The organism is Affinibrenneria salicis (assembly GCF_008710095.1).
The window spans coordinates 136,647-156,686 of sequence record NZ_VYKJ01000011.1 but is presented as its reverse complement, the minus strand read 5'-3'; the positions used below and the strand labels follow the sequence as shown (position 1 = coordinate 156,686).

Genomic DNA, 20,040 nt, shown 5'->3' with positions numbered 1-20,040 from the left:
TTTGCCGGTCCTTAAATGCGAACGCGATGTCATCCGATCAAAATGATGGGGCATGGCGGGAAGGGACCGGTCAGCAAGGAAAAGCTATCTGGTCGATCCCCGATAAAGCCACTAAATCCACGATATACCTGTCGGCGTCAGGAAAAGATAATTATGTTCTCCCCCTGTAAATTAGCGCTCTGCTTGTCTCTTCTATTGACGCTTTCCGGGTGCGGCACATTATCCAGCATGTCGACCGACGAATCGAATTTCGATAGTCGGGCATTGGCCTGTCGCCATGATTTGAATGGAGAAATCGATCGTCTTGCTACTCCATTAATCAGACAGAATAAAACGCCGGGTTTAGTGGTTGGCGTGCTGACGGCCGATGGAAAAATGCTCAGCCGGGGCTACGGCGTTACAGACAATTACCACCGTTACCCGATTAGCGGCGATACGCTTTTCGCCGTTGGTTCGGTGAGTAAAGGTTTTACCGCCGAAGCTACGGTGATTATGGTAAAGCGCGGTGTATTGAGATGGGAAGATTCGCTTGAAGATTTGATGCCCAAACACGTACGGTTAAGCGAAAGAGCCAAAAAGATCACGCTGCTACAGCTGGTTACGCATACTTCCGGCTTGCCGCGGCAAGTGATGGATATGCAGATGCTGGGACGGTTTACTGAATATTTGTTTACCGGCAAGAACTTCTATACCGCACTGGATGATGACAGGGTTTTGAGCTACCTTGCTGATTTTCATGCGCCGGCCGATCCTGTACCGGTTTATTCCAATCTCGGTTATGCCATTCTGGATTATATTCTTTGGTTAAAAACCGGCGAGCCGATCGATCAATTAGTGAATCAGAATATCATCCAGCCGATTGGGCTGAAAAATACCAGTTTCACCCCAGAAAAATTAAAACAGTTTCCCTGGCGGGCTATTGGCCATGCCGGCGATCAGCCTAAATTTATTAGGCGCGGCACTCCAATACCCGACTGGCGCTTTTCTTCCCATATGATGGGCGCCGCCAGTCTCTATACCAGCGCCGACGATTTACTTAAATTTGCCCACGCGCATCTTTATCCCACGCATAATATTGCGCTGGATGAAGCCATCAGAGATTCGCTGAAAATCTATTATAACCGCAGCAAAGAGGCGGCCAATATAGCCTGGATTACCGATGAAATTGGCGCGCAGCGCATCACTTATCAGGTGGGATATATCGGTGGTTATTCGAGTTATATTGGTCTGGACCGCGAACATAATATCGCGGTAGTGGTGCTGCAAAATAGTTTTAACTGGAACAATAACCTCGGCCACCGGTTAATTCAGCGCATTGGTCAGGCGATGGATTATCGCGGCGCGTGTCCGGTTAATCCGCCATAATTCGTCATACTTCGGGCTGCAGATGCGTTGGCTGCGTTCAATTATTTATTCGGCCCGTTCCTGGGGCTCACCCCGGAAGGGGCCGCCGCTCGCGGCGTTCAAACCCGCTCCCGATGGATTTATCGTCCGAATCGCTTATCTGAGTAAGTTCATCGGGAGTAGTGAGAGACATCCTGTCTCTCACCGCAGGCCGCCCGGGGATGGGGTTAACGTGGCGTGATGCGACTACGCCAGGTCAAAACGATCCAGCATCATCACTTTGTTCCAGGCGGCGACAAAGTCCTGAACAAACTTCGCCTGGGCATCCGCGCTGCCATATACTTCCGCCAGGGCGCGCAGCTGCGAGTTTGACCCGAAGATCAGATCGGCGCGCGTCGCGGTCCACTTCAGCGCTCCGCTTGTGCTGTCGCGGCCTTCGAACCGGTCGGTACTGTCCTGAACCGCTTTCCACGTGGTGCTCATGTCCAGCACGTTGACGAAGAAGTCGTTGGTCAGCACCGCCGGCCGTTTGGTAAACACGCCGTGCTGAGACTGCCCTATATTGGCATCCAGCGCGCGCAGTCCGCCAACCAGTACCGTCATCTCCGGCGCGCTCAGGGTCAGCAATTGCGCCCGATCGACCAGCAACTCCTCCGCGGATACGCTGTATCTGCCTTTCAGGTAGTTGCGGAAGCCGTCCGCGATTGGTTCCATCGCCGCGAAGCTTTCCACATCGGTTTGCTCCTGCGAGGCGTCCATTCGTCCGGGAGTGAAAGGAACGGTAATATTCTGACCGGCGCCGTTCGCCGCCTGTTCGACCGCCGCGCAACCCGCCAGCACGATCAGGTCCGCCAGAGAAACCTTCTTATTCCCGGACTGCGCGCTGTTGAAACTGCGCTGGATAGACGCAAGCTTATCCAGCGCTTTCGCTATCCGCTCAGGCTGGTTGGCTTCCCAGTCCTTCTGCGGAGCAAGACGGATACGGGCGCCGTTCGCGCCGCCGCGTTTGTCGGAGCCGCGGAACGTGGAGGCCGACGCCCAGGCGGTGAACACCCAATCCGACACCGACAGGCCGGAGGCCAGAATGCGTTGCTTCAGCGCGGCAATGTCCTGCTCATCGATCAACGCATGATCAACCGCCGGGATCGGATCCTGCCAGATCAGCTCTTCGGACGGAACTTCCGCACCGAGATAGCGCACGCCCGGCCCCATGTCGCGGTGCGTCAGCTTAAACCAGGCGCGGGCGAAGGCGTCTGCGAACTGGTCAGGATTTTCGTAGAAACGACGCGCAATCTTTTCGTAGGCCGGATCGACTCGCAGCGCAAGGTCGCTGGTCAGCATGGACGGCGCGTGACGGCGCGATGGGTCGTGCGCGTCCGGTACCGTGCCGGCGCCTGCGCCCTGTTTCGGTTTCCACTGCAGGGCGCCCGCCGGGCTTTTCGTCAGTTCCCATTCGTAACCGAACAGGTTGGCGAAGAAGCCGTTGCCCCACTGGGTCGGCGTAGACGTCCAGGTGACTTCCGGACCGCCGCCGATGGTATCTCCGCCTTTGCCGCTGCCGAAGCTGCTGCGCCAGCCAAGGCCCATTTCTTCAATACCGGCGGCTTCCGGGTCCGGCCCGACCAACGCCGGATCGCCCGCGCCGTGCGTTTTGCCGAAGGTGTGGCCACCGGCGATCAGCGCGACGGTTTCTTCATCATTCATCGCCATGCGGCGGAACGTCTCCCGGATATCCCGGGCCGAGGCCTGCGGGTCCGGTTTGCCGTTCGGCCCTTCGGGGTTAACGTAGATCAGACCCATCTGCACGGCGGCGAGCGGGTTTTCGAGATCGCGATCGCCGGAGTAGCGTTTATCATCCAGCCAGGTTTTTTCTGCGCCCCAGTAGATATCTTCTTCCGGTTCCCAGATGTCTTCACGGCCGCCGGCAAAACCGAACGTTTTGAATCCCATTGATTCCAGCGCCACGTTGCCGGTAAGAATGATCAGGTCGGCCCATGAAATTTTCCGGCCATACTTTTGTTTGATTGGCCAGATCAGCCTGCGCGCTTTATCGAGGTTGACGTTATCGGGCCAGCTATTGAGGGGCGCAAAACGCTGGCTGCCGCTGCTGGCGCCGCCGCGGCCGTCACCGGTGCGGTAGGTGCCCGCGCTGTGCCAGGCCATACGAATGAATAACGGCCCGTAGTGACCGAAGTCCGCCGGCCACCACGCCTGCGAGTCGGTCATCAGCGCGCGCAGATCTTGTTTCACGGCTTCCAGATCAAGGGATTTGAATTCTTCAGCGTAGTTGAAGTCTTTGCCCATCGGGTCAGACAAAGACGAGTGCTGGTGCAGTATTTTCAGATTCAGTTGGTTCGGCCACCAGTCTCGGTTGGTGGTGCCGCGGCCGGCGGTGTTCGGGCCGGTCGCGCCGTGTGCAAACGGGCACTTTGCTTCAGTTGACATAATATCCCCTACCTCATTCTTGAGTAATCAGCTATTCGGTCTTGTCGGGCAACCGGGTTCCCTGGTGCTGGTCGCGAAAATGTTTGTGCTGAGGGCGGCCCGCGATGTCTGGTTCGCCACCCGGCAACAGTCTCGGCCTTGCGGCCCGGCGCTCGTATGCTGCGCGCGGAACCGGAGCCCTTTATCAATCGGCGCGTATCGGCGCTCTATGGGGCCTTGCTGGTTACGGCCGCTATCCGTTCGATGGATGATTCATCCTAGTCGTTGTCTTGTTATAGATAAAATCGAATAAAATTAATATTGCGATAGGATGTGGCTATTATAAGACCCATAAGGTGGCGATGGGAGGCCAGCGCATCGGCGATGTGGTTTGTCCCGCTTTTTCGGGTGTGAAGGGGCGCTCCGATGACGACATATAACGGTCGTTTTGCCGGTTACCGGCTTCTCTGCTGCGGCCCGGCGTCGCCATTCTCCCGGGCTGGCGCGCTATCTCTTCCTGCTCTCCGCGCGCATGCCTTTTGGCGGACGCCGGCGCTGCGGCGCGTTATATCGCTACGCCGCAGCGCCGGCGAAGGTCTGGTCAGCTGAGGGGATGGCGGCGCACGACAGCGGAATGCGTCGTGGGCGCGGCGATATTCAGCGCAAATGTGTGACCGCGCCGGCCGATTCGACCTGACCGGCGCCGGCATCCGTCTGATAATCAGATAAACACTTTCTGTCCTTCATCTGCTGAGAGAACCGCTATGCATTTTACTCAAGCCATTGCCCGACTGCCGGCCGATACCTGCGGCGCCGGCCAGACTACTGCCCGACTGGGCGCCCCGGATATCGCCGCCACCGGTCGCCAGTTCCTGGCCTATGTGGATGCGTTACTCCGTCTTGGCCTGAAAGTTACCGTACTGCCCGCCGCGCCGGCGTTTCCTGATGCGCATTTTGTTGAAGATACCGCAGTGGTGATGCCGGAACTGGCGGTGATTACCCATCCGGGCGCGCCGAGTCGGCAGGGCGAAGAAGAAAGCATCGCGCCGGTGCTGGCCGGGTTCCGGCCGATCACCCGCATGAGCGAACGCGGGCATTTGGACGGCGGCGATGTGCTGCTGGTGGATAAGCAATTTTTCATCGGATTGACCGCGCGCACCGACGAGGCGGGAATCGGCGAATTCGCCGCGGCGGTGGAACCGCACGGCTACAAGGTGAGCGCGATTGAAGTGAGCGCCGGCCTGCATCTGAAATCCATCGTTAACTACGTCGGCCGCAATACGCTGCTGCTGACGGAAGATTATCAGCGTCATCCGGCGTTTTCCGCCTTCAACACGATAGTGATCCCCGCGGAAGAGTCTTATGCCGGCAATACGCTGTGGATTAACGATACGCTGATCACGCCGCAGGGTTACTCCTACACGCTGGCGCAAATCGAAAAGCTCGGTATGCCGATTATCCAGCTCGATACCAGCGAATTTAAGAAAATGGACGGCGGGCTGACCTGTCTGTCGCTGCGTTTCTGATACACGCATTCACCACCAGGGGATCTGAACGATGAAAAAATTATTGGCGGTTTTGCTGACCGGCCTGGCGATTTCCGCCCCGCTGTCCGCGCAGCAGTTCGACACCATCAGTTTTGGCGTGGACGGCGGCTACCCGCCGTTCGACGTGTTGTCGCCCAGCGGCGAGATTACCGGCTTTGATATCGATATCGCCAACGCGCTGTGCGATCAACTGAAGGCGAAGTGTGTGTTCGTGAAGCAGCCGTTTGAGAGCATGATAGCCGCGCTTAATGCGCAAAAGTTTGATGCGATTATTGCCTCGTTGACGATCACGGATGCGCGCAAGAAGGAAGTGGATTTTACCGACCGCTACTATCAAAGCGCCGCTCAGCTGGTCGCGCGCAAGGGCAGCCCGCTGCTGCCGGAAGCGCAGAGTCTGAAAGGCAAGACCGTCGGCGTGCAGACCGGTTCCATCCATGAAACCTACGCCAAAAAGCACTGGGGCAGTCAGGGCGTAAAAATCGTCTCCTACGCCAACCAGGATAATGTGTATCTGGACCTGATGTCCGGGCGCATCAACGCTTCGCTGCAGGATAACCTGCAGGCGGCCAGCAGCTTTATCGACACCCCGCGCGGGCAGAAATTCGCTTTCGCCGGCCCGGTGATCCATGACGATAGCATCTCTTCCGAGGTCGGCATCGCGATCCGCAAGGATAATCCGGCGCTGCGCGACGCGCTCAACGGCGCCATTAAGGCCATTCGCGCCGACGGCACCTATGACAAGATCCAGAAAAAATATTTCAGCTTCGATATTTACGGCGACTGAGTCCGGTCGTCAGGCACCGGGTGCGCGGTCTGAATCCGCCGCCACCCGTCGAAACGGTCCAGGAGGCGGAGAATGGTAGCAGAATATTTGCCGTTACTGGCGCGCGGCGCGGCGCTGTCGCTGTGCGTAATGCTGATGGCGCTGGTCGTGGCGTTGCTGCTCGGTCTGATTAACGCGGTCATTAAGCTATTTGGACCGCGCTGGTTACGCTGGTTGTCGACCGGCTATACCACGCTGGTGCGCGGCGTTCCCGAGCTGGTCATCATGCTGCTGCTGTTTTTCGGCGGCGAAATGCTGGTGAACGGGTTTCTCGGCCTGCTCGGTTTCGGCTCGATTCGCTTCAATACCTTCGTTTCCGGCGTGCTGGCCATCGGCTTTGTGTTTGGCGCTTACTACACCGAAACCTTTCGCGGCGCGTTCCAGACCGTTGATCGCGGCCAACTGGAGGCGGCGGTGGCCTACGGCATGACGCCTGGACAGGTGTTCCGCCGGATTATGCTGCCGCAGATGCTGAGTTTCGCCATTCCGGGCATCAACAATAACTGGCTCGGGCTGATGAAGGCCTCGGCGCTGGTATCGATCCTCGGGCTGGAAGATATGGTGTGGCTGGCGGAGCAGGCGGGGCGCGCCACTCAGAAACCGTTCCTGTTCTATTTTCTGGTATCGGTGATTTATCTGCTGATTACGGCGTTGTCCAGCTGGCTGTTTAATCGCCTTGCCCGCCGCTATGCCTTGTCTTCCCTGACGTCGGAGGAGGCGCGCTCATGAACCTGCAGACGATAGTGGATGCGGCGCCTTCCTTTTTGTGGACAGACGGTTCGGATACCACCGGGCTGGCGATGACCGCCCGGCTGTTTTTGCTGTCGGTGGTGCCCGGAATGGCGCTGGCGGTGCTGATGGCGATTGGCCAGGTGTACGGCCCGCGATCGCTGTCTCTGCTGATCCGCTGCGTGACCTGGTTTTTCCGCGGCACGCCGCTCTATCTGCAACTGATGCTGATTTACTACGGCCTGTCGCAGTTCGATGTGGTGCTGTTGGGCTGGCAGAATGATCAGCCGTTCTGGCTGCTGTTTCGCGACGCCACCTTCTGCGCCACGCTGGCGCTGGTACTCAATACCAGCGCCTATGTCGCCGAACTGCTGGCCGGCATGATGGCGACCTTTTCCCGCCAGGAGTGGATCGCCGGCGAAGCATTCGGCATGAGCAAGTGGCAGATCATTCGTCGGCTGGTGCTGCCGGCGACGCTGCGTCGCGGTATTCCGGCGCTGAATAATGAGATGGTGTTTCTGCTGCACGCGACGTCGCTGGCCAGTACCGTCACGCTGCTGGACATCACCGGCGTGGCGCGCGCCTTCTACGCCGCCACCTATTCACCCTTTATTCCGTTTCTGATGGCGGCGGCGCTGTATCTGGTTTGCACCTTTATGCTGATTTTTCTGTTTTCCCGCGCCGAACGGCGCTGGCTGGCGTTTCTGCGCCGCAGCTGATCGCCGGGGCTTAGCTGCGTTTGATGGCCTGCAGCTCGGTCAGGGTAACGATTTTATCCACATGGAATTTTTTGCTGGTCAGCCAGCTATCGGCCAGCTGGCGATAGTGCTCCATACTGCGGCAGCCAATGCGCACCAGGAAATCAAAGCTGCCGCTGACCAGCCAGCAGTCCAGCACTTCCGGAGCCTCGCGCATTTCCTGTTCGAACGCCGGCTGCGAATGACCGTGGTCGGCCAGCGCGATTTGCGCCTGCACCACGAACGCGTGCTCCGATTCCGGCAGTTCAATAATCGCGCTGTAGCCGCGAATGACGCCGGTGCGTTCGAGCACCCGTACCCGTTCCAGACAGGGACGCGCGGTCAGATTGACCTGTTCGGACAGCTTCTGATAGGAAATGCGGCCATCCTGGCGCAGTATTTCAAGGATTTTCTTGTCGATTCGATCGAGCCGGGCTTTCTTTTCCATAACCAGGGCGTCCAATGAGATGAAAATTAAACACCATAATTTACCTGAACACGCCCCGGGGGGGCAGCGTCAATTAACCAGTTTTCATTTTGGCCGACCCGGCGAGGGCGAAAAGATTTATCTGCAGGCCGGTCTGCATGCCGATGAGCTGCCCGGCATGCTGGTATTGCATTATCTTAAAAGATTACTCAGCCAGGCGGAACGCCGCGCCGAAATTCAGAGCGAAATCATCGTTGTTCCCATGGCCAATCCGCCCGGGATGGCTCAGGTCGTGCTTAACGGCGGCGTGGGCCGCTTCGATCTGGTCAGCGGGCGCAATTTCAACCGCGACTTTCCCGATCTGGCCCGGCTGACGCGTCAGCATTTACTGTCTTTGCCGGTCGAGGCGGTCGTTAACGATCCGCAGTCGGTGCGCAACGCCATGACCGGCGCGCTGAACGCGCTGCCGGCGATCAGCGAGGTGGCGGCGCTGCGCCGGCAATTGCTGCTGCTGGCCTGCGATGCCGATTTGGTCATGGATCTGCATTGCGACGACCAGGCGATTCTGCATCTGTATGCCGATCCGGCCTGGCGCGATGCGGCGGACATTCTGGCGCGCTTTATGGATATCGGCACGGTGCTGCTGTCCGCGGACAGCGGCGGCGGTTCGTTTGACGAGGCCTGCGGCCTGCCCTGGCGGCGGCTGGCCGCAGGCCACGAAGCGTGGCGCCAGCTTAAACCGGGCTGTATGGCGGTAACCGTTGAGCTGCGCGGTCAGCAGGATGTCAGCCACGCGCTGGCCAGCGCCGATGCGGAACGTCTCTATCGTTACCTGCAGTATCGCGGCGCCATCGCCGGCGGCGCGCCGGCGATCCCGGAACGGGAAACGGTCATGCTGCCGTTCTCCGCCGGGGAAATCGTCAGCGCGCCCGCCAGCGGCATATTACTGCTGCTGCGCCAGCCGGGAGAGTGGGTTGGCGCGGATGAAGTGGTGGCCGAGATTATCGACCCGCTCACCGACACGGTAAAAGCGGTGCGCGCCGGGGCCGGCGGTCAAATCTACGCCTGTCGACGCGCGCCCTTTGTGACTCTCGGTGCGGAAATTATGAAAATCGCCGGCAAAACGCCCTATGAAGGCGGCGGCGGACTGGCGGCCTGAACCGGCGAGGTTGGCCGTCCGCCGGATCGCCGTACCTGAATAGATTATAGCGCGCGGCGTTTTGGCGGCCGGCATTCTGACCGGCAAGCGCCGCGGCCGGTCGATGACCTGCCTCTCCCGGCGGCGCGCATCGCCGACCTGGCCGGGTCGTGAAGGTGGGCGGAACCCCCGCCAGGACGATCGGCGAGACTAAACCTGATGCACAGCCGACGGATGACCCCGCGACAGCGGGAGGCTCGGTAAACCGAGCGCCATATTGCGCGGCGGCGGATACGGGGAGATATTCGCTGCCCCTTTGCTACTTGCCCATTATCATCGCCGCGACCGCGTTGTCAGCAACCTCACAGATTTAATACCGTATCTGCAGCAGCGCGCGCACGGAGCTATACATCCCGGCGAACGCGATCAGCAGCAGACACAGACCTGACAGGACGGCGATCAGCCGCTGCCGGCGCCGAATCGCGTCCCCACGCAGCAGAAAAACCACGCTGAGCAACAGCGTTAGATCCAGCGTTATCCACAACAGCAGCAGGATCAGAACGCTGGCGGCGAACGACGGCGTGATCGCAATAAACTGAGGGAAAAACGCGACGAAAAACAGAATATCCTTCGGATTCGCGATACCGATGAAAAAACCGTTAAGCAACGATCCCCAGCCGGAGCGCTCTGTTGCCGCTCTGCCGGGCGCGGCGTCGGCGCTGCTCCGGCGCAGCGCATTCAGAGCCAGATAAAAAATCATTCCGCAGCCGGCCAGGCTAAGAAGGTGCAGCGCCAGCGCGCTGAGAGAGAACAGGCCGCTGATGATGGCGATAGCCAGCGACATGAGCGCCAGCGAGGCGAAATTGGTGCCGGCGACGGTCAGGGCCGCCTTTTTCACGCCGTACTGAATCCGGCTGTGAATGACCGCCGCCATCACCGGCCCTGGGGTAATAATCAGCAGAAAAACGGACAAAATATAAAACAGTAATAATGTGCTGTTCACCATAAAGGGTCACCGATACTGAGGGCTAAGGTTGCGCAGTATGCCTTGCAAATCCGGCGTGATTAAAACGGAAAAAATGGAGTTTAATTATGAGTTATAATCATGATTAGCCGACAACTCTGATGACGCCGTTGCGTGGGCGCCAGCTAAACTTCGGGGGAGATGAAACGTGGAGGATAGGATCCCGTCGCTGTACGCGCTGCGCGCGTTTGAAGTGGCGGCCAGAACGCAGTCATTCACGCAGGCGGCGGCGCAGCTGTCGATTACGCAAAGCGCGGTCAGCCGGCATGTTAAAACGCTGGAACAGCACCTTGGTTGCCGGCTGTTCGAACGGCATGGGCCGCGTCTGCGCCTGACCGACGCCGGTCGCGCGCTGGCTCAGGAACTGCTGCGCGGCTTTAACATCGTCGCCGACGCCTGCGGACGTCTGCGCCGGCAACAGGCGGCGGTGCGGATAAAAGCGCCGTCGACGCTTACCATGCGCTGGTTGCTGGCGGCGCTGGAGCGCTTTAACGTCGCGCATCGGGAGATAGCGGTGCAGCTCAGCAGCGTATGGATGGATATGGACACGGTCGATTTTTACGCCGAACCCTATGACTGCGCCATCCTGCTGGGCAACGGGCGTTTTGGCGGCGGTATACGCAGTGTCCGGCTATTCGACGAGTGGTTGGTGCCGATCTGCGCGCCGGGTAAATATCAGTCGCAGCTGTCGCTGGAGCAAAATATTCGGCGGCTGGGGCTGATCCACCCTTCCGCCGACAGGCGCGACTGGGCGCGCTGGCTGGAGCGAGTCGGGCTGAGCGGGGTCGATCTTCAGCAGGGTAAGGTGTTCGATTCGCTGGAGCAGGGCATCAATGCCGCGCTGCTCGGTTATGGTCTGTCGATCGGCGATCTGGTGTTGACGCTGCAGGCCATCGAGCGCGGCGAGCTGGCTGTGCCGATCGATCAGGCCGTGCAGACCGGCGATGGCTACTACTTTGTCTGGCCGGAACAGAGCGTGAAAGGGGCGCGTATCGACGCGTTGCGCGACTTCCTGCGGCGGCAGGTGCCGGCGCTGGCTGAGCGGCTGTCGATGATGCCGGGTGTGATTAATTAACGCTGAACGCCTGTTCGGTCAGGCTGCGGCGCTGGCTGGACGAATATTCAAGCAGTGAATGCTTGCTGTTGGATTTTTCCACTATGGTTTGCAGCTCGGCCGCGGTGATCGTCAGCGGCTCCAGCCAGAACGGAAAAACGGACTGCCCGGTGATCAGGTCGGTTAACCGCCGCTCCGGCGTCTGCCGATCACCGTCCGGCAGCACGGCCTGCGCCAGTTCGGTCATCCGCGCGCGCTGATGCGCATCCTGACTGGTGGCCAGCAGCGACAGAAACGGCAACAGCAGGCGGCCGCATACCTGACCGTGCGGGTAGCTGCGCAGCGCGCCGATCTCGCCGGCCAGGCCGTGAATCACCCCCAGCCCGGCCATACTGAGCGTCAACCCACCGAGCCAGGAGGCCTGCATCATCGCTTCGCGCGCCTGGTCGCCGCGCGTATCCTGACGATTGAGGTGCGGCCACGCCTGCAGAAACAGCCGAATGCCGCACAGCGATAGCTGGCGTGACCAGGCGCTGGCGTTTTTCGACAGCCAGGACTCGAACAGATGGGTGAAGGCGTCGATCCCGCAGCCGGCCAGCACCTCGTCCGGCGCGCCATTCAGTAGCGCCGGGTCGAGGATCGCGACCTGCGGCACAAAGTTGGGATGGCGCAGAGACGCCTTTACCCGCTGCGTGCGGGTATCCGTCAGCACGGCGTTTTGCGTGACTTCGCTGCCGGTGCCGGCGGTCGTCGGGATGGCGATCAGGGGCAGGGTTGCGCCGCTGACCAGCGTATCGCCCACTTTTTCCAGATAGCGCAGCGCCGGCAGCGGATGCTGACTGAGCGCCGCAAAGGCTTTGGCCGCGTCCAGCACGCTGCCGCCGCCGATGGCCACCACCCGCCGCACCTGGCCGCGATAGCGCGTTACCAGATGATCGATGTGCTGGGGCGAGGCTTCGTGGCGAATGACTTCCGTGGCCAGCAGCTTTGGCGCCAGATCGCCCGCCAGCCGCGCGTAATGGGGACCGTCGAGGAATGAACGGCAGCTGAACAGCAGCGTCGGCAGCGGATCGGACGCCAGAAGAGGGACGAGACGGCTGAGTGTGCCGTGACCAAACCAGCTTTGCCGGTTGCTTATCATCAGGCTGGCGCTCATGCTCACCTCTCTGTTTTTCTGGCCGCGCGACGCGGCGGAGAAAACCGCGTCGGCGCCGATCGCCCGCTGAAATTTATTGACTATAGTATGCCGTTACGCGCCGCCTTCGGTGTGAGCGCGCTCAACTTCTTCCGCCAGGATGGCGATTCCGCGTTCGATTTGCTGCGGATCCGGCACATAGTTCATGCGCAGGCACTGCTGCGCATGCCGCCACGGCTGATCCAGTCCGGGGAAGAAATAGTGGCCTGGCACCATCAACACGCCGCGTTGTTTTAACCGTTGATACAGCGTGGCGGTGGTGATCGGCAGATCTTTGAGCCACAGCCAAAGGAAAATCGCGCCTTCCGGTTTATGGATTAAACAGCGCTCCGGCGGCAGGTAGCGGCGCAGGATCTCGATCGTGTGGTTAACCCGCTGCTGGTAGAACGGGCGAATCACGTTGTCGGACAGTCGCAGCAGGTCGCCGCGCCGGATCATTTCGTAAGCGATGGCCGGACCGATGCCGCCGGGCGACAGGCTGATAATCCCGTTAATATTGCTGATGGCGGAAATCACGCCGGGTTCGGCGATGATAATGCCGCAGCGGGCGCCGGGCAGACCGAGCTTCGACAGGCTCATGCACAGAATCGTATTACTGTTCCAGTGCGGGGTGGCCGGGCTGAAGGTAATGCCGGGGAAGGGCACGCCGTAGGCGTTATCAATCAACAGCGGAATATTGTGCTGCCGCGCCAGCGCGTCCAGCCGCTGCAACTCCTCATCGCTCAGCACGTTACCGGTCGGATTAGTCGGCCGCGAGACGCAGATCAGGCCGATATCCGGCGTAATATGCAACTGGTCAAAATCGACGTGGTATTTAAACTGGCCTTCCGGCAGCAATTCGATCTGCGGCCTGACCGAGACGAACATCTCCTCGTCCAGCCCGGAATCGGCATAGCCAATATATTCCGGCGCCAGCGGGAACAGCACTTTCTTGTGTCGTCCCTGCTCATGACGGCCGGCGAACAGATTGCATAAATAGAAAAACGCACTCTGACTGCCGTTGGTCAGCGCAATATTCTGTGGCCCAATCTGCCAGCCGAAGGTTTCATGCAGCAGATCGGCCAGCGCCAGCAGCAACGTATTTTTGCCCTGCGGACCATCGTAATTGCACAGCGCCTCCGTCAGCTGACCCTGCGTCAGCATTTCCTGACACAGTTGCTGAAAATAGCTGTCCATCTCGGGAATATGGGCCGGGTTGCCGCCGCCCAGCATAATGGCGCCGGGAGTGCGTAACCCGTCGTTGAGGTCATCCATCAGCTGGGTAATGCCAGCGTGGCGGGTAAATTTGTTGCCGAACAGAGAGAAGCTCATGGTGGATTAATCATCAGGAAAACGATCGGTAAAGCGCCACGATAGCGTTAGCGCCGTCGCGGCGCAATCTGTCCGGAGGTTAATTTCTGTTTTTTTATTCTGTTGATGAGGTTTTTCGCCGATTAAAACGCTGTTGGACGCCATTTGCTGACGTAGCTGAATCGATCCTTTTTTTGCTGCTTTTTCTGTGATCCATCTTACATTTATCCCTCACTGGTTATCGTTTTTATGCATAAAAATTGATCTTTTATCATGAATAAAAGCTAAGCGGCGCCTCTTTTTCCGGCTGGTGATAGCCATCACACTTCACCAGGTCGATGCTTTGTAGTCTTTGGTCTATGTTTAGCTAAATCAATTCAGCCAAAAAGGAGTCAAGCATGAAAAAATTACTGATTGCGGGCATTTCAGTTGCCGTAGTCTCCTGGCAGGTTCCAGCGCAAACCTTTGTGCTGACGGATGCTGAAGGCAGTGTTGAACAAGGCAACTGGCAAATCAACAGCGAGAAGCTGAAGATAAAAGATCATCGCTTCAGCATTGAGCAGAAGGTTCTGCACGGCGGCCGTCAGGAAGGCAGTAAAATCATCACCATCAGCAGCAACGATGGGTTGACCATTACCCTGAGTCCGAGTCGCGGTATGGATATTTTGCACGTTACCGGGCAGAACGTTCGGCTGGGCTGGGATTCGCCGGTGGACGAAGTGGTTAACCCAAACACCATCAACCTGGAAAGCCGCAACGGTTTGGGCTGGCTGGAAGGCTTTAATGAAATGATGGTGCGCTGCGGTTATGAATGGACGGGGCACCCGGTCACGACTAAGGACGGCACGCTTTACACTCTGCACGGCCGCGCCGGCAACACGCCAGCCTCTAAGGTGGAAGTGGAGGTCAGCGACACAGCGCCGTACACCATTACGGTGCGCGGTCTGCTGAAAGAAAACAGCTTTAAGAAATCCAATCTGCAGACCTTGACCGAACTGCGCTACGTGCCCGGCAGCACGTCGTTTACCGTACACGATACGCTGACCAACCATGCCGACTACCCGCGTGATTATCAGATCATTTATCACAGCAACTTCAGCACGCCGATACTGGAGCAGGGCGCCCGTTTCGTCGCGCCGGTGAAGGAGATCTCGCCTTTTAATGACTATGCCAAAGCCGGCCTGAAAGAGTGGCAAACCTATCAGGGACCGACTAAAGACTTTGATGAAATGGTGTTCAACATCACGCCTTACGCCGACAACGAAGGCAATAGCCTGGCGGCGCTGGTCAACCGTGCCGGAGATAAAGGCGTGTCGATTGCCTTTAATACCCGCCAGCTTCCGGTGCTGACGCTGTGGAAAAATACCGATACGTTGAAACAGGGTTATGTCACCGGCATCGAACCCGGCACCAGCTACGCTTATCCGGTCACCATTGAACGCGAACAGGGCCGGGTTAAACAGCTGCAGCCGGGGCAAAGCACGGTGTTTGAATTGACTTATAGCCTGCTGGGCAACGCCGATGCGGTACAAGCGGCGGAGCAGAAAGTGAAAACCATTCAGGGCGAGCATGAACCCGTGTTGACGGAAAAACCGATCGCCGTCGAGTAATTTATTGAATCAATAACATCATGAAGTAAAACGGGATTGCCGGTATCTCCACCGGCAATCCCGCCGCGTTTATCGCCCCCATTCTTCCGGCTGTATTCGCTTTCGACTTTATCCCTTCGGGCCAACGCGGCGCATTGTGTCAAACGGTCTCATTTACCCTGCGGTCCGACATTTATTTGGGTGCGATAGCCGCGTCAGCTTTACTTCAGCACCTGCGGGTTAACGCAGTTGCGATCGGGCTTGCCGGTCAGCGCGGCGATCAGATTATCGACCGCGCAGGCCGCCATGCTATAGCGCGTTTCATGGGTGGCGGAGCCGATGTGCGGCAGCGCCACCACATTTGGCAATGTCAGCAGCGGCGAGGAGGACGGCAGCGGTTCCTGTTCGAATACGTCCAGCCCGGCCGCCTTGAGGGTTCCCGACTGCAGCGCTTCAATCAGCGCCGCTTCGTCGACCACCGGTCCGCGGCCGATATTGATTAAAATCGCGCTGGATTTCATGTTGGCCAGCTGCTGGCGGCCAATCAGGTGGTGGGTTTGTTCCGTCAGGGGCAGCGTGATGCAAACAAAATCCGCTTCGGCCAGCAGCGCGTCAACATCGCAATAACGGGCGTTAAAACGTTCTTCGGCCTGGGGATGATGGCGGCGGGCGTTATACAGGATCGGCATGTTAAAGCCGAAATGCGCGCGTTGCGCCAGCGCCATGCCGATGCGGCCCATGCCCAGAATGCCCAGCGTTTTATGGTGCACGTCGCTGCCAAACCAGTCGCTGCCGATGCTGCCCTGCCATTCGCCCGCTTTCACGCGCTCCGCGACTTCAACGATCCGCCGGGCGCAGGTCAGCATCAGCGCCATCGCCGTATCCGCCACGGTGTCGGTTAACTCGGTGGGCGTATGCAGCAGCAGCACGCCGCGCTGATTCAGCGCCGCGACGTCAAAATTGTCGTAACCGACGGAAATGGTCGAGGCGGCGCGCAGTCTGGGCGCCTGACGCAGGAAGGCGTCGTCCACCTTGCCGCCCGAACCGATAAGCCCCTCGGCCTGCTGCAGAGCCTGTTTCAGCGCGTCATTATCCGGCGCCAGGCCGTCAAAGGCATGCACGGTGAAGTGCTGTTCCAGCCGCGCATGCAGGTCGGCGGGAAGTTTTTTGTACAACACGATAGAAGGCTTCATCACGAACTCCAGCAAACGAATGATCGGACTGTCATACCCGCTGGTTTTCCGGCTGCGGAGGCGCGGGGTTGCCGCGCCTCCGCAGTCTGAAAGCGGCCGGGTAGTCGATATTCAACATAGCACAAAGCGGCGCGGGGTTTCCCGCGCCTCATCAGGCCGGTTGAGGGTGAATCGCGCTGCGCGCCGGTTTAACGATCAGCGTCAGCACCACGGCGATCACTAACGCAATAGCCATAAACATATAGGAGGCGGCAGGCGTGCCGGTCGCGCCGTTCAGATAGCCGACAAACCAGGAGCCGAAAAATGAACCCAGCGCGCCCATACTGTTGATCAGCGCCATGGCGCCGCCGGCGACGTTTTTCGGCAACATCTCCGGAATGATGGCGAAGAACGGACCGTAGGGCGCGTACATCGCCGCGCCAGCCACCACCAGCAGGCTGTAGGAAACCCAGAAGTGGTTGGCGCCGACCGCCCAGGAGCCGAAGAACGCCAGCGCGCCGATCAGCAGCAGCGGCCAGACGAACAGCTTACGGTTTTGCATTTTGTCCGATGCCCAGGACACGACAATCATGGCGATAGTCGCCGCCAGATAGGGCACCGACGACAGCCAGCCGGCCTGCACCATGCCCATTTCCATGCCGTTGCGCAGGATGGAGGGCAGCCACAGTACGAAACCGTAGACGCCAATGCTCCAGGCAAAATACTGCATGCACAGCAAAATGACGTTGCGCGAACGGAAAGCCTCGCCGTAGTTGCGCACCGGGCGGATGCCTTTTTGCTCTTCTTCCAGCTGCGCCTGCAGCGCCTGTTTTTCCTGCGCGTTCAGCCAGCCGGCCTGCGCGGGTTTATCCTTTACCAGCACCCACCAGCAGAACGCCCAGATAATGGCCGGCACGCCTTCGATGATAAACATTTCTCGCCAGCCCCAGGCGTGGATCAGATAGCCGGAAACCACCGACATCCACAGCACCGTGACCGGGTTGCCGAGGATCAGGAAGGTATTGGCGCGCGATCGTTCGGAGCGGGTAAACCAGTTGCTGATGTAAATCAGCATCGCGGGCATCACCGCGGCTTCCACCACGCCGAGGATAAAACGGATGGCCGCCAGCATGGGGATGTTGCTGACCATGCCGGTCAGCGAGGCGCAGGCGCCCCACAAAATCAGACACCAGAAAATGAGTTTCCTGACGCTGCGGCGTTCGGCGTAGATGGCGCCGGGGATCTGAAAAAAGAAATAGCCGAGGAAAAACAGGGCGCCGAGCAATGAGGACATGCCGCGGGTGATACCGAGATCTTCATTGATGCCGGCGGCCGAAGCGAAACTGAAGTTAGCGCGGTCAAGGTAGGCCAGACTGTAGGTAATAAATACGATGGGCATGATGTACCACCATCGTTTGGCTGCAACGGTTGTTTTATTCATCGTCAGACTCCTTCAGTGTGACAGGCTTCCCGTTGCGTTCTGGTGTAGGGCCAGAGGTCTACGCAGGACGGAGAAGGGGGTAACGCCGTTATCGTTCAGGCGGCCGGCGCGGCGGCGGGCCGTCATTGGTCCCTTCCCTGGGGGCGCCGGGGCGCTCTGTACGGCGCGCGCGGTTGCCCGATTGCTCGTCCGACGCGGTTCCGGTGGATGACTCACTGCCGGTTCGCCGCCTGCAATAGGTTGGGCCGATGTTTACTCCGTCAGCGCGGCGCGGGTCGGCAATCCTTCGCTGTCGCCAATCGCCTGGATCGCCAGCGCGCCAATTTTGTTGCCGCGCTGCACCGCCTGTATCAGCGTTTTGCCTTCCAGCAGCGCGCTGATGGCGCCGACGGCGAAGCCATCTCCGGCGCCCACGGTATCGACCACCTTGCTGACTTTAACCGCCGGCACCGTCGCCTGATCGCCGGCGGCGGTTTTAAACCAGGCGCCGTCCGGCCCGGTCTTGATAATGACCGCCTGCACGCCGCGCTCCAGATAGAAATCGGCGATGCCGTCCGGCGTTGACTGGCCGGTGAGAATCTGGCCCTCTTTCAGGCCCGGCAGCACCCAGTCCGCGGCGCAGGCCAGCTTATTCAACTGCTCGACCATCATCTGTCTGCTGGACCACAGTACCGGGCGCAGGTTAGGGTCGAAGGAAATCGTCTTGCCCATTGCGCGCATTTCCCGCGCCGCCAGCTGGCAGAGCTCCAGCGACGGGCCGGACAGCGCGGCCGCCACGCCGCTCAGGTGCAGGTGGCGCGCCGAGCCGAAATAATCGGCGGCGAAATCGTCGCGGGACAGATGACTGGCGGCGCTGCCCTTGCGGAAATATTCCACGGTGGGATCGGTTCCATTTATGGCTTGCGATTTGAGCTGAAAGCCGGTCGGGTAGCGTTGGTCGAGGGTCACCTGGCGGGCGTCGATGCCTTCTTTTTCCAACTGCTGCAGGGTGAAGCGGCCAAAGGCGTCATTGCCGACGCGGCTGACCCAGCCGACGTTCAGGCCCAGCCGCGCCAGACCGATCGCGACATTCAGTTCGGCGCCGGCGATACGGCGGGTAAAATTTTCCACTTCCGCCAGGTCGCCGGGCTGTGTGGCGACGAACATCGCCATCGCTTCTCCCAGGGTGACCACATCCAGCGGTAAATCACGTTGTGCCAGCAGCGTTGTCATTATGCTTACTCCGCGCGCAAAAGATTAATGTAGTGGCGGGTTACCGCCGTCAGGTCGTCGCCCTGCAGGGGAAACTCGATGCCGAGCGGCGCGTTCGTCGGCAGGAGGGCCAGCAGATCGCGCCAGCTGCCGTCGCTGTCGTCCAGCGCGACGGCGTGCCAGCCTCGCGCGTCACGGGCGGCGGCTTTGACATGGATGTAGCCGACATGGCGCGCGAGGGCGGCGGCGGCGTCGAACGGGTTTTCGTCCACCCAGCGCCAGTTGGCCATGTCGAAGGTCATCGCGACCGGCAACGTTTGCGCCGCCGCCTGAAAGAAGGACTCGATAAGCGGTTGAGTGCCGCAGTCCGCGGTCTGATCGTTTTCCACCAGCAGTTCGACCGGGCTTTGCGCCAGCAGACTGCGCAGCGCGGAGAAGTCAAAGCCTGGCTGAAAGTGGCCGGCGGAGAGTTTCAGCCGGCGCGCGTTCAGGCTATGGGCTTCGCGCAGCAGCGCCGGCAGGTTGGGGTTGATCCGGTGTTGCGGCGTAAACAACGCTTCCGGCGCCGAGTAGACGGCGCAGAGACGGTGCTGCGCGATAGCGCGCGCCAGCGCCGGTAAATCCGCCAGTTCTCCCGCGGTGAACAGCTCGCGCCGTATCTCCACGCCGTCTGCGCCGGCGGCGGCAATCAGCGGCAGCAGGGCAGCCTGACCGCCATGCCGGCGTACGTTATCCGCGCCATAGGCGCCGGTAACCACCATAATTTGTCGTTTCATCCTGTCTCCTGAGCGGGTGACGTTACCACCTGATGATTTAGCGTTACGCTAAATGGAACCGGTTCCATATTAAAGCGACAGAGTGCGGAAATATGATCGTTATCACGAAGATGAATAAAAAATCGCCGGCCGGTGGTAC

17 protein-coding genes are annotated in these 20,040 nt (G+C 59.5%); 8 read left to right on the top strand and 9 right to left on the bottom strand.

Annotated features, from left to right (window positions below):
- Positions 1-153: 153 nt before the first annotated feature.
- Complete coding sequence (locus tag FJU30_RS19330) at positions 154-1,365, top strand: serine hydrolase domain-containing protein (protein ID WP_150436660.1); 1,212 nt, start codon at positions 154-156, stop codon at positions 1,363-1,365.
- 225 nt (positions 1,366-1,590) lie between these two features.
- On the opposite strand, the gene katG is transcribed toward FJU30_RS19330, so the two are convergent.
- Complete coding sequence (katG, locus tag FJU30_RS19325) at positions 1,591-3,789, bottom strand: catalase/peroxidase HPI (protein WP_150436606.1); 2,199 nt, start codon at positions 3,787-3,789, stop codon at positions 1,591-1,593.
- Positions 3,790-4,532: 743 nt separating this feature from the next.
- On the opposite strand from katG, the gene FJU30_RS19320 reads away from it, so the two are divergent.
- The 4 genes from FJU30_RS19320 to FJU30_RS19305 all read left to right on the top strand — a co-directional run bounded on the left by FJU30_RS19320 (position 4,533) and on the right by FJU30_RS19305 (position 7,586).
- Positions 4,533-5,294: a dimethylarginine dimethylaminohydrolase family protein gene (locus FJU30_RS19320; RefSeq protein WP_150436605.1), complete on the top strand. Its 762-nt coding sequence runs from the start codon at positions 4,533-4,535 to the stop codon at positions 5,292-5,294.
- A gap of 31 nt (positions 5,295-5,325) precedes the next feature.
- The gene (locus FJU30_RS19315; protein ID WP_150436604.1) at positions 5,326-6,099 is read left to right on the top strand and encodes an ABC transporter substrate-binding protein; all 774 of its coding nucleotides are present in this window, start codon (positions 5,326-5,328) and stop codon (positions 6,097-6,099) included.
- A 72-nt stretch (positions 6,100-6,171) separates the two neighbouring features.
- Positions 6,172-6,867, top strand: a complete 696-nt coding sequence (locus FJU30_RS19310; RefSeq protein WP_150436603.1) for an ABC transporter permease — start codon at positions 6,172-6,174, stop codon at positions 6,865-6,867.
- Entirely contained in the window at positions 6,864-7,586 is a 723-nt protein-coding gene (locus FJU30_RS19305; protein ID WP_150436602.1) for an ABC transporter permease, read from the top strand. The genes FJU30_RS19310 and FJU30_RS19305 overlap by 4 nt, the downstream gene beginning before the upstream one ends.
- A 10-nt stretch (positions 7,587-7,596) precedes the next feature.
- Here FJU30_RS19305 and FJU30_RS19300 read toward each other — a convergent pair whose 3' ends face one another.
- Positions 7,597-8,052, bottom strand: coding sequence for an Lrp/AsnC family transcriptional regulator (locus FJU30_RS19300; protein ID WP_150436601.1), 456 nt, complete (start codon positions 8,050-8,052; stop codon positions 7,597-7,599).
- Between the two features lie 19 nt (positions 8,053-8,071).
- Here FJU30_RS19300 and FJU30_RS19295 point away from each other — a divergent pair, with 19 nt between their 5' ends.
- Positions 8,072-9,190, top strand: a complete 1,119-nt coding sequence (locus FJU30_RS19295) for a M14 family zinc carboxypeptidase (protein ID WP_150436600.1) — start codon at positions 8,072-8,074, stop codon at positions 9,188-9,190.
- Between the two features lie 349 nt (positions 9,191-9,539).
- On the opposite strand, the gene FJU30_RS19290 is transcribed toward FJU30_RS19295, so the two are convergent.
- A complete protein-coding gene (locus FJU30_RS19290) occupies positions 9,540-10,175 on the bottom strand; it encodes a LysE family translocator (RefSeq protein ID WP_150436599.1) in 636 nt (211 codons plus the stop codon).
- 166 nt (positions 10,176-10,341) lie between these two features.
- Here FJU30_RS19290 and FJU30_RS19285 point away from each other — a divergent pair, with 166 nt between their 5' ends.
- The gene (locus FJU30_RS19285) at positions 10,342-11,268 is read left to right on the top strand and encodes a LysR substrate-binding domain-containing protein (RefSeq protein WP_150436598.1); all 927 of its coding nucleotides are present in this window, start codon (positions 10,342-10,344) and stop codon (positions 11,266-11,268) included.
- Here the strand turns inward: FJU30_RS19285 and FJU30_RS19280 are convergent.
- Complete coding sequence (locus FJU30_RS19280) at positions 11,261-12,403, bottom strand: iron-containing alcohol dehydrogenase (protein ID WP_150436597.1); 1,143 nt, start codon at positions 12,401-12,403, stop codon at positions 11,261-11,263. The genes FJU30_RS19285 and FJU30_RS19280 overlap by 8 nt on opposite strands.
- Before the next feature lie 93 nt (positions 12,404-12,496).
- Positions 12,497-13,753 (bottom strand): valine--pyruvate transaminase, encoded by a 1,257-nt coding sequence (locus FJU30_RS19275; protein ID WP_150436596.1) that lies wholly within the window; start codon positions 13,751-13,753, stop codon positions 12,497-12,499.
- Between the two features lie 377 nt (positions 13,754-14,130).
- Here FJU30_RS19275 and FJU30_RS19270 point away from each other — a divergent pair, with 377 nt between their 5' ends.
- Positions 14,131-15,342: an aldose 1-epimerase family protein gene (locus FJU30_RS19270; RefSeq protein ID WP_150436595.1), complete on the top strand. Its 1,212-nt coding sequence runs from the start codon at positions 14,131-14,133 to the stop codon at positions 15,340-15,342.
- Positions 15,343-15,542: 200 nt separating this feature from the next.
- Here FJU30_RS19270 and ghrB read toward each other — a convergent pair whose 3' ends face one another.
- The 4 genes from ghrB to FJU30_RS19250 form a co-directional block, all read right to left on the bottom strand.
- A complete protein-coding gene (gene ghrB / locus FJU30_RS19265; RefSeq protein WP_150436594.1) occupies positions 15,543-16,514 on the bottom strand; it encodes a glyoxylate/hydroxypyruvate reductase GhrB in 972 nt (323 codons plus the stop codon).
- A gap of 151 nt (positions 16,515-16,665) precedes the next feature.
- A complete protein-coding gene (locus FJU30_RS19260; RefSeq protein ID WP_150436593.1) occupies positions 16,666-17,934 on the bottom strand; it encodes an MFS transporter in 1,269 nt (422 codons plus the stop codon).
- 252 nt (positions 17,935-18,186) lie between these two features.
- On the bottom strand, positions 18,187-19,146 hold the full coding sequence (locus tag FJU30_RS19255; protein ID WP_150436592.1) for a sugar kinase: 960 nt from the start codon (positions 19,144-19,146) through the stop codon (positions 18,187-18,189).
- Between the two features lie 5 nt (positions 19,147-19,151).
- On the bottom strand, positions 19,152-19,901 hold the full coding sequence (locus tag FJU30_RS19250) for a sugar phosphate isomerase/epimerase family protein (RefSeq protein WP_150436591.1): 750 nt from the start codon (positions 19,899-19,901) through the stop codon (positions 19,152-19,154).
- Positions 19,902-20,040 lie beyond the last annotated feature (139 nt).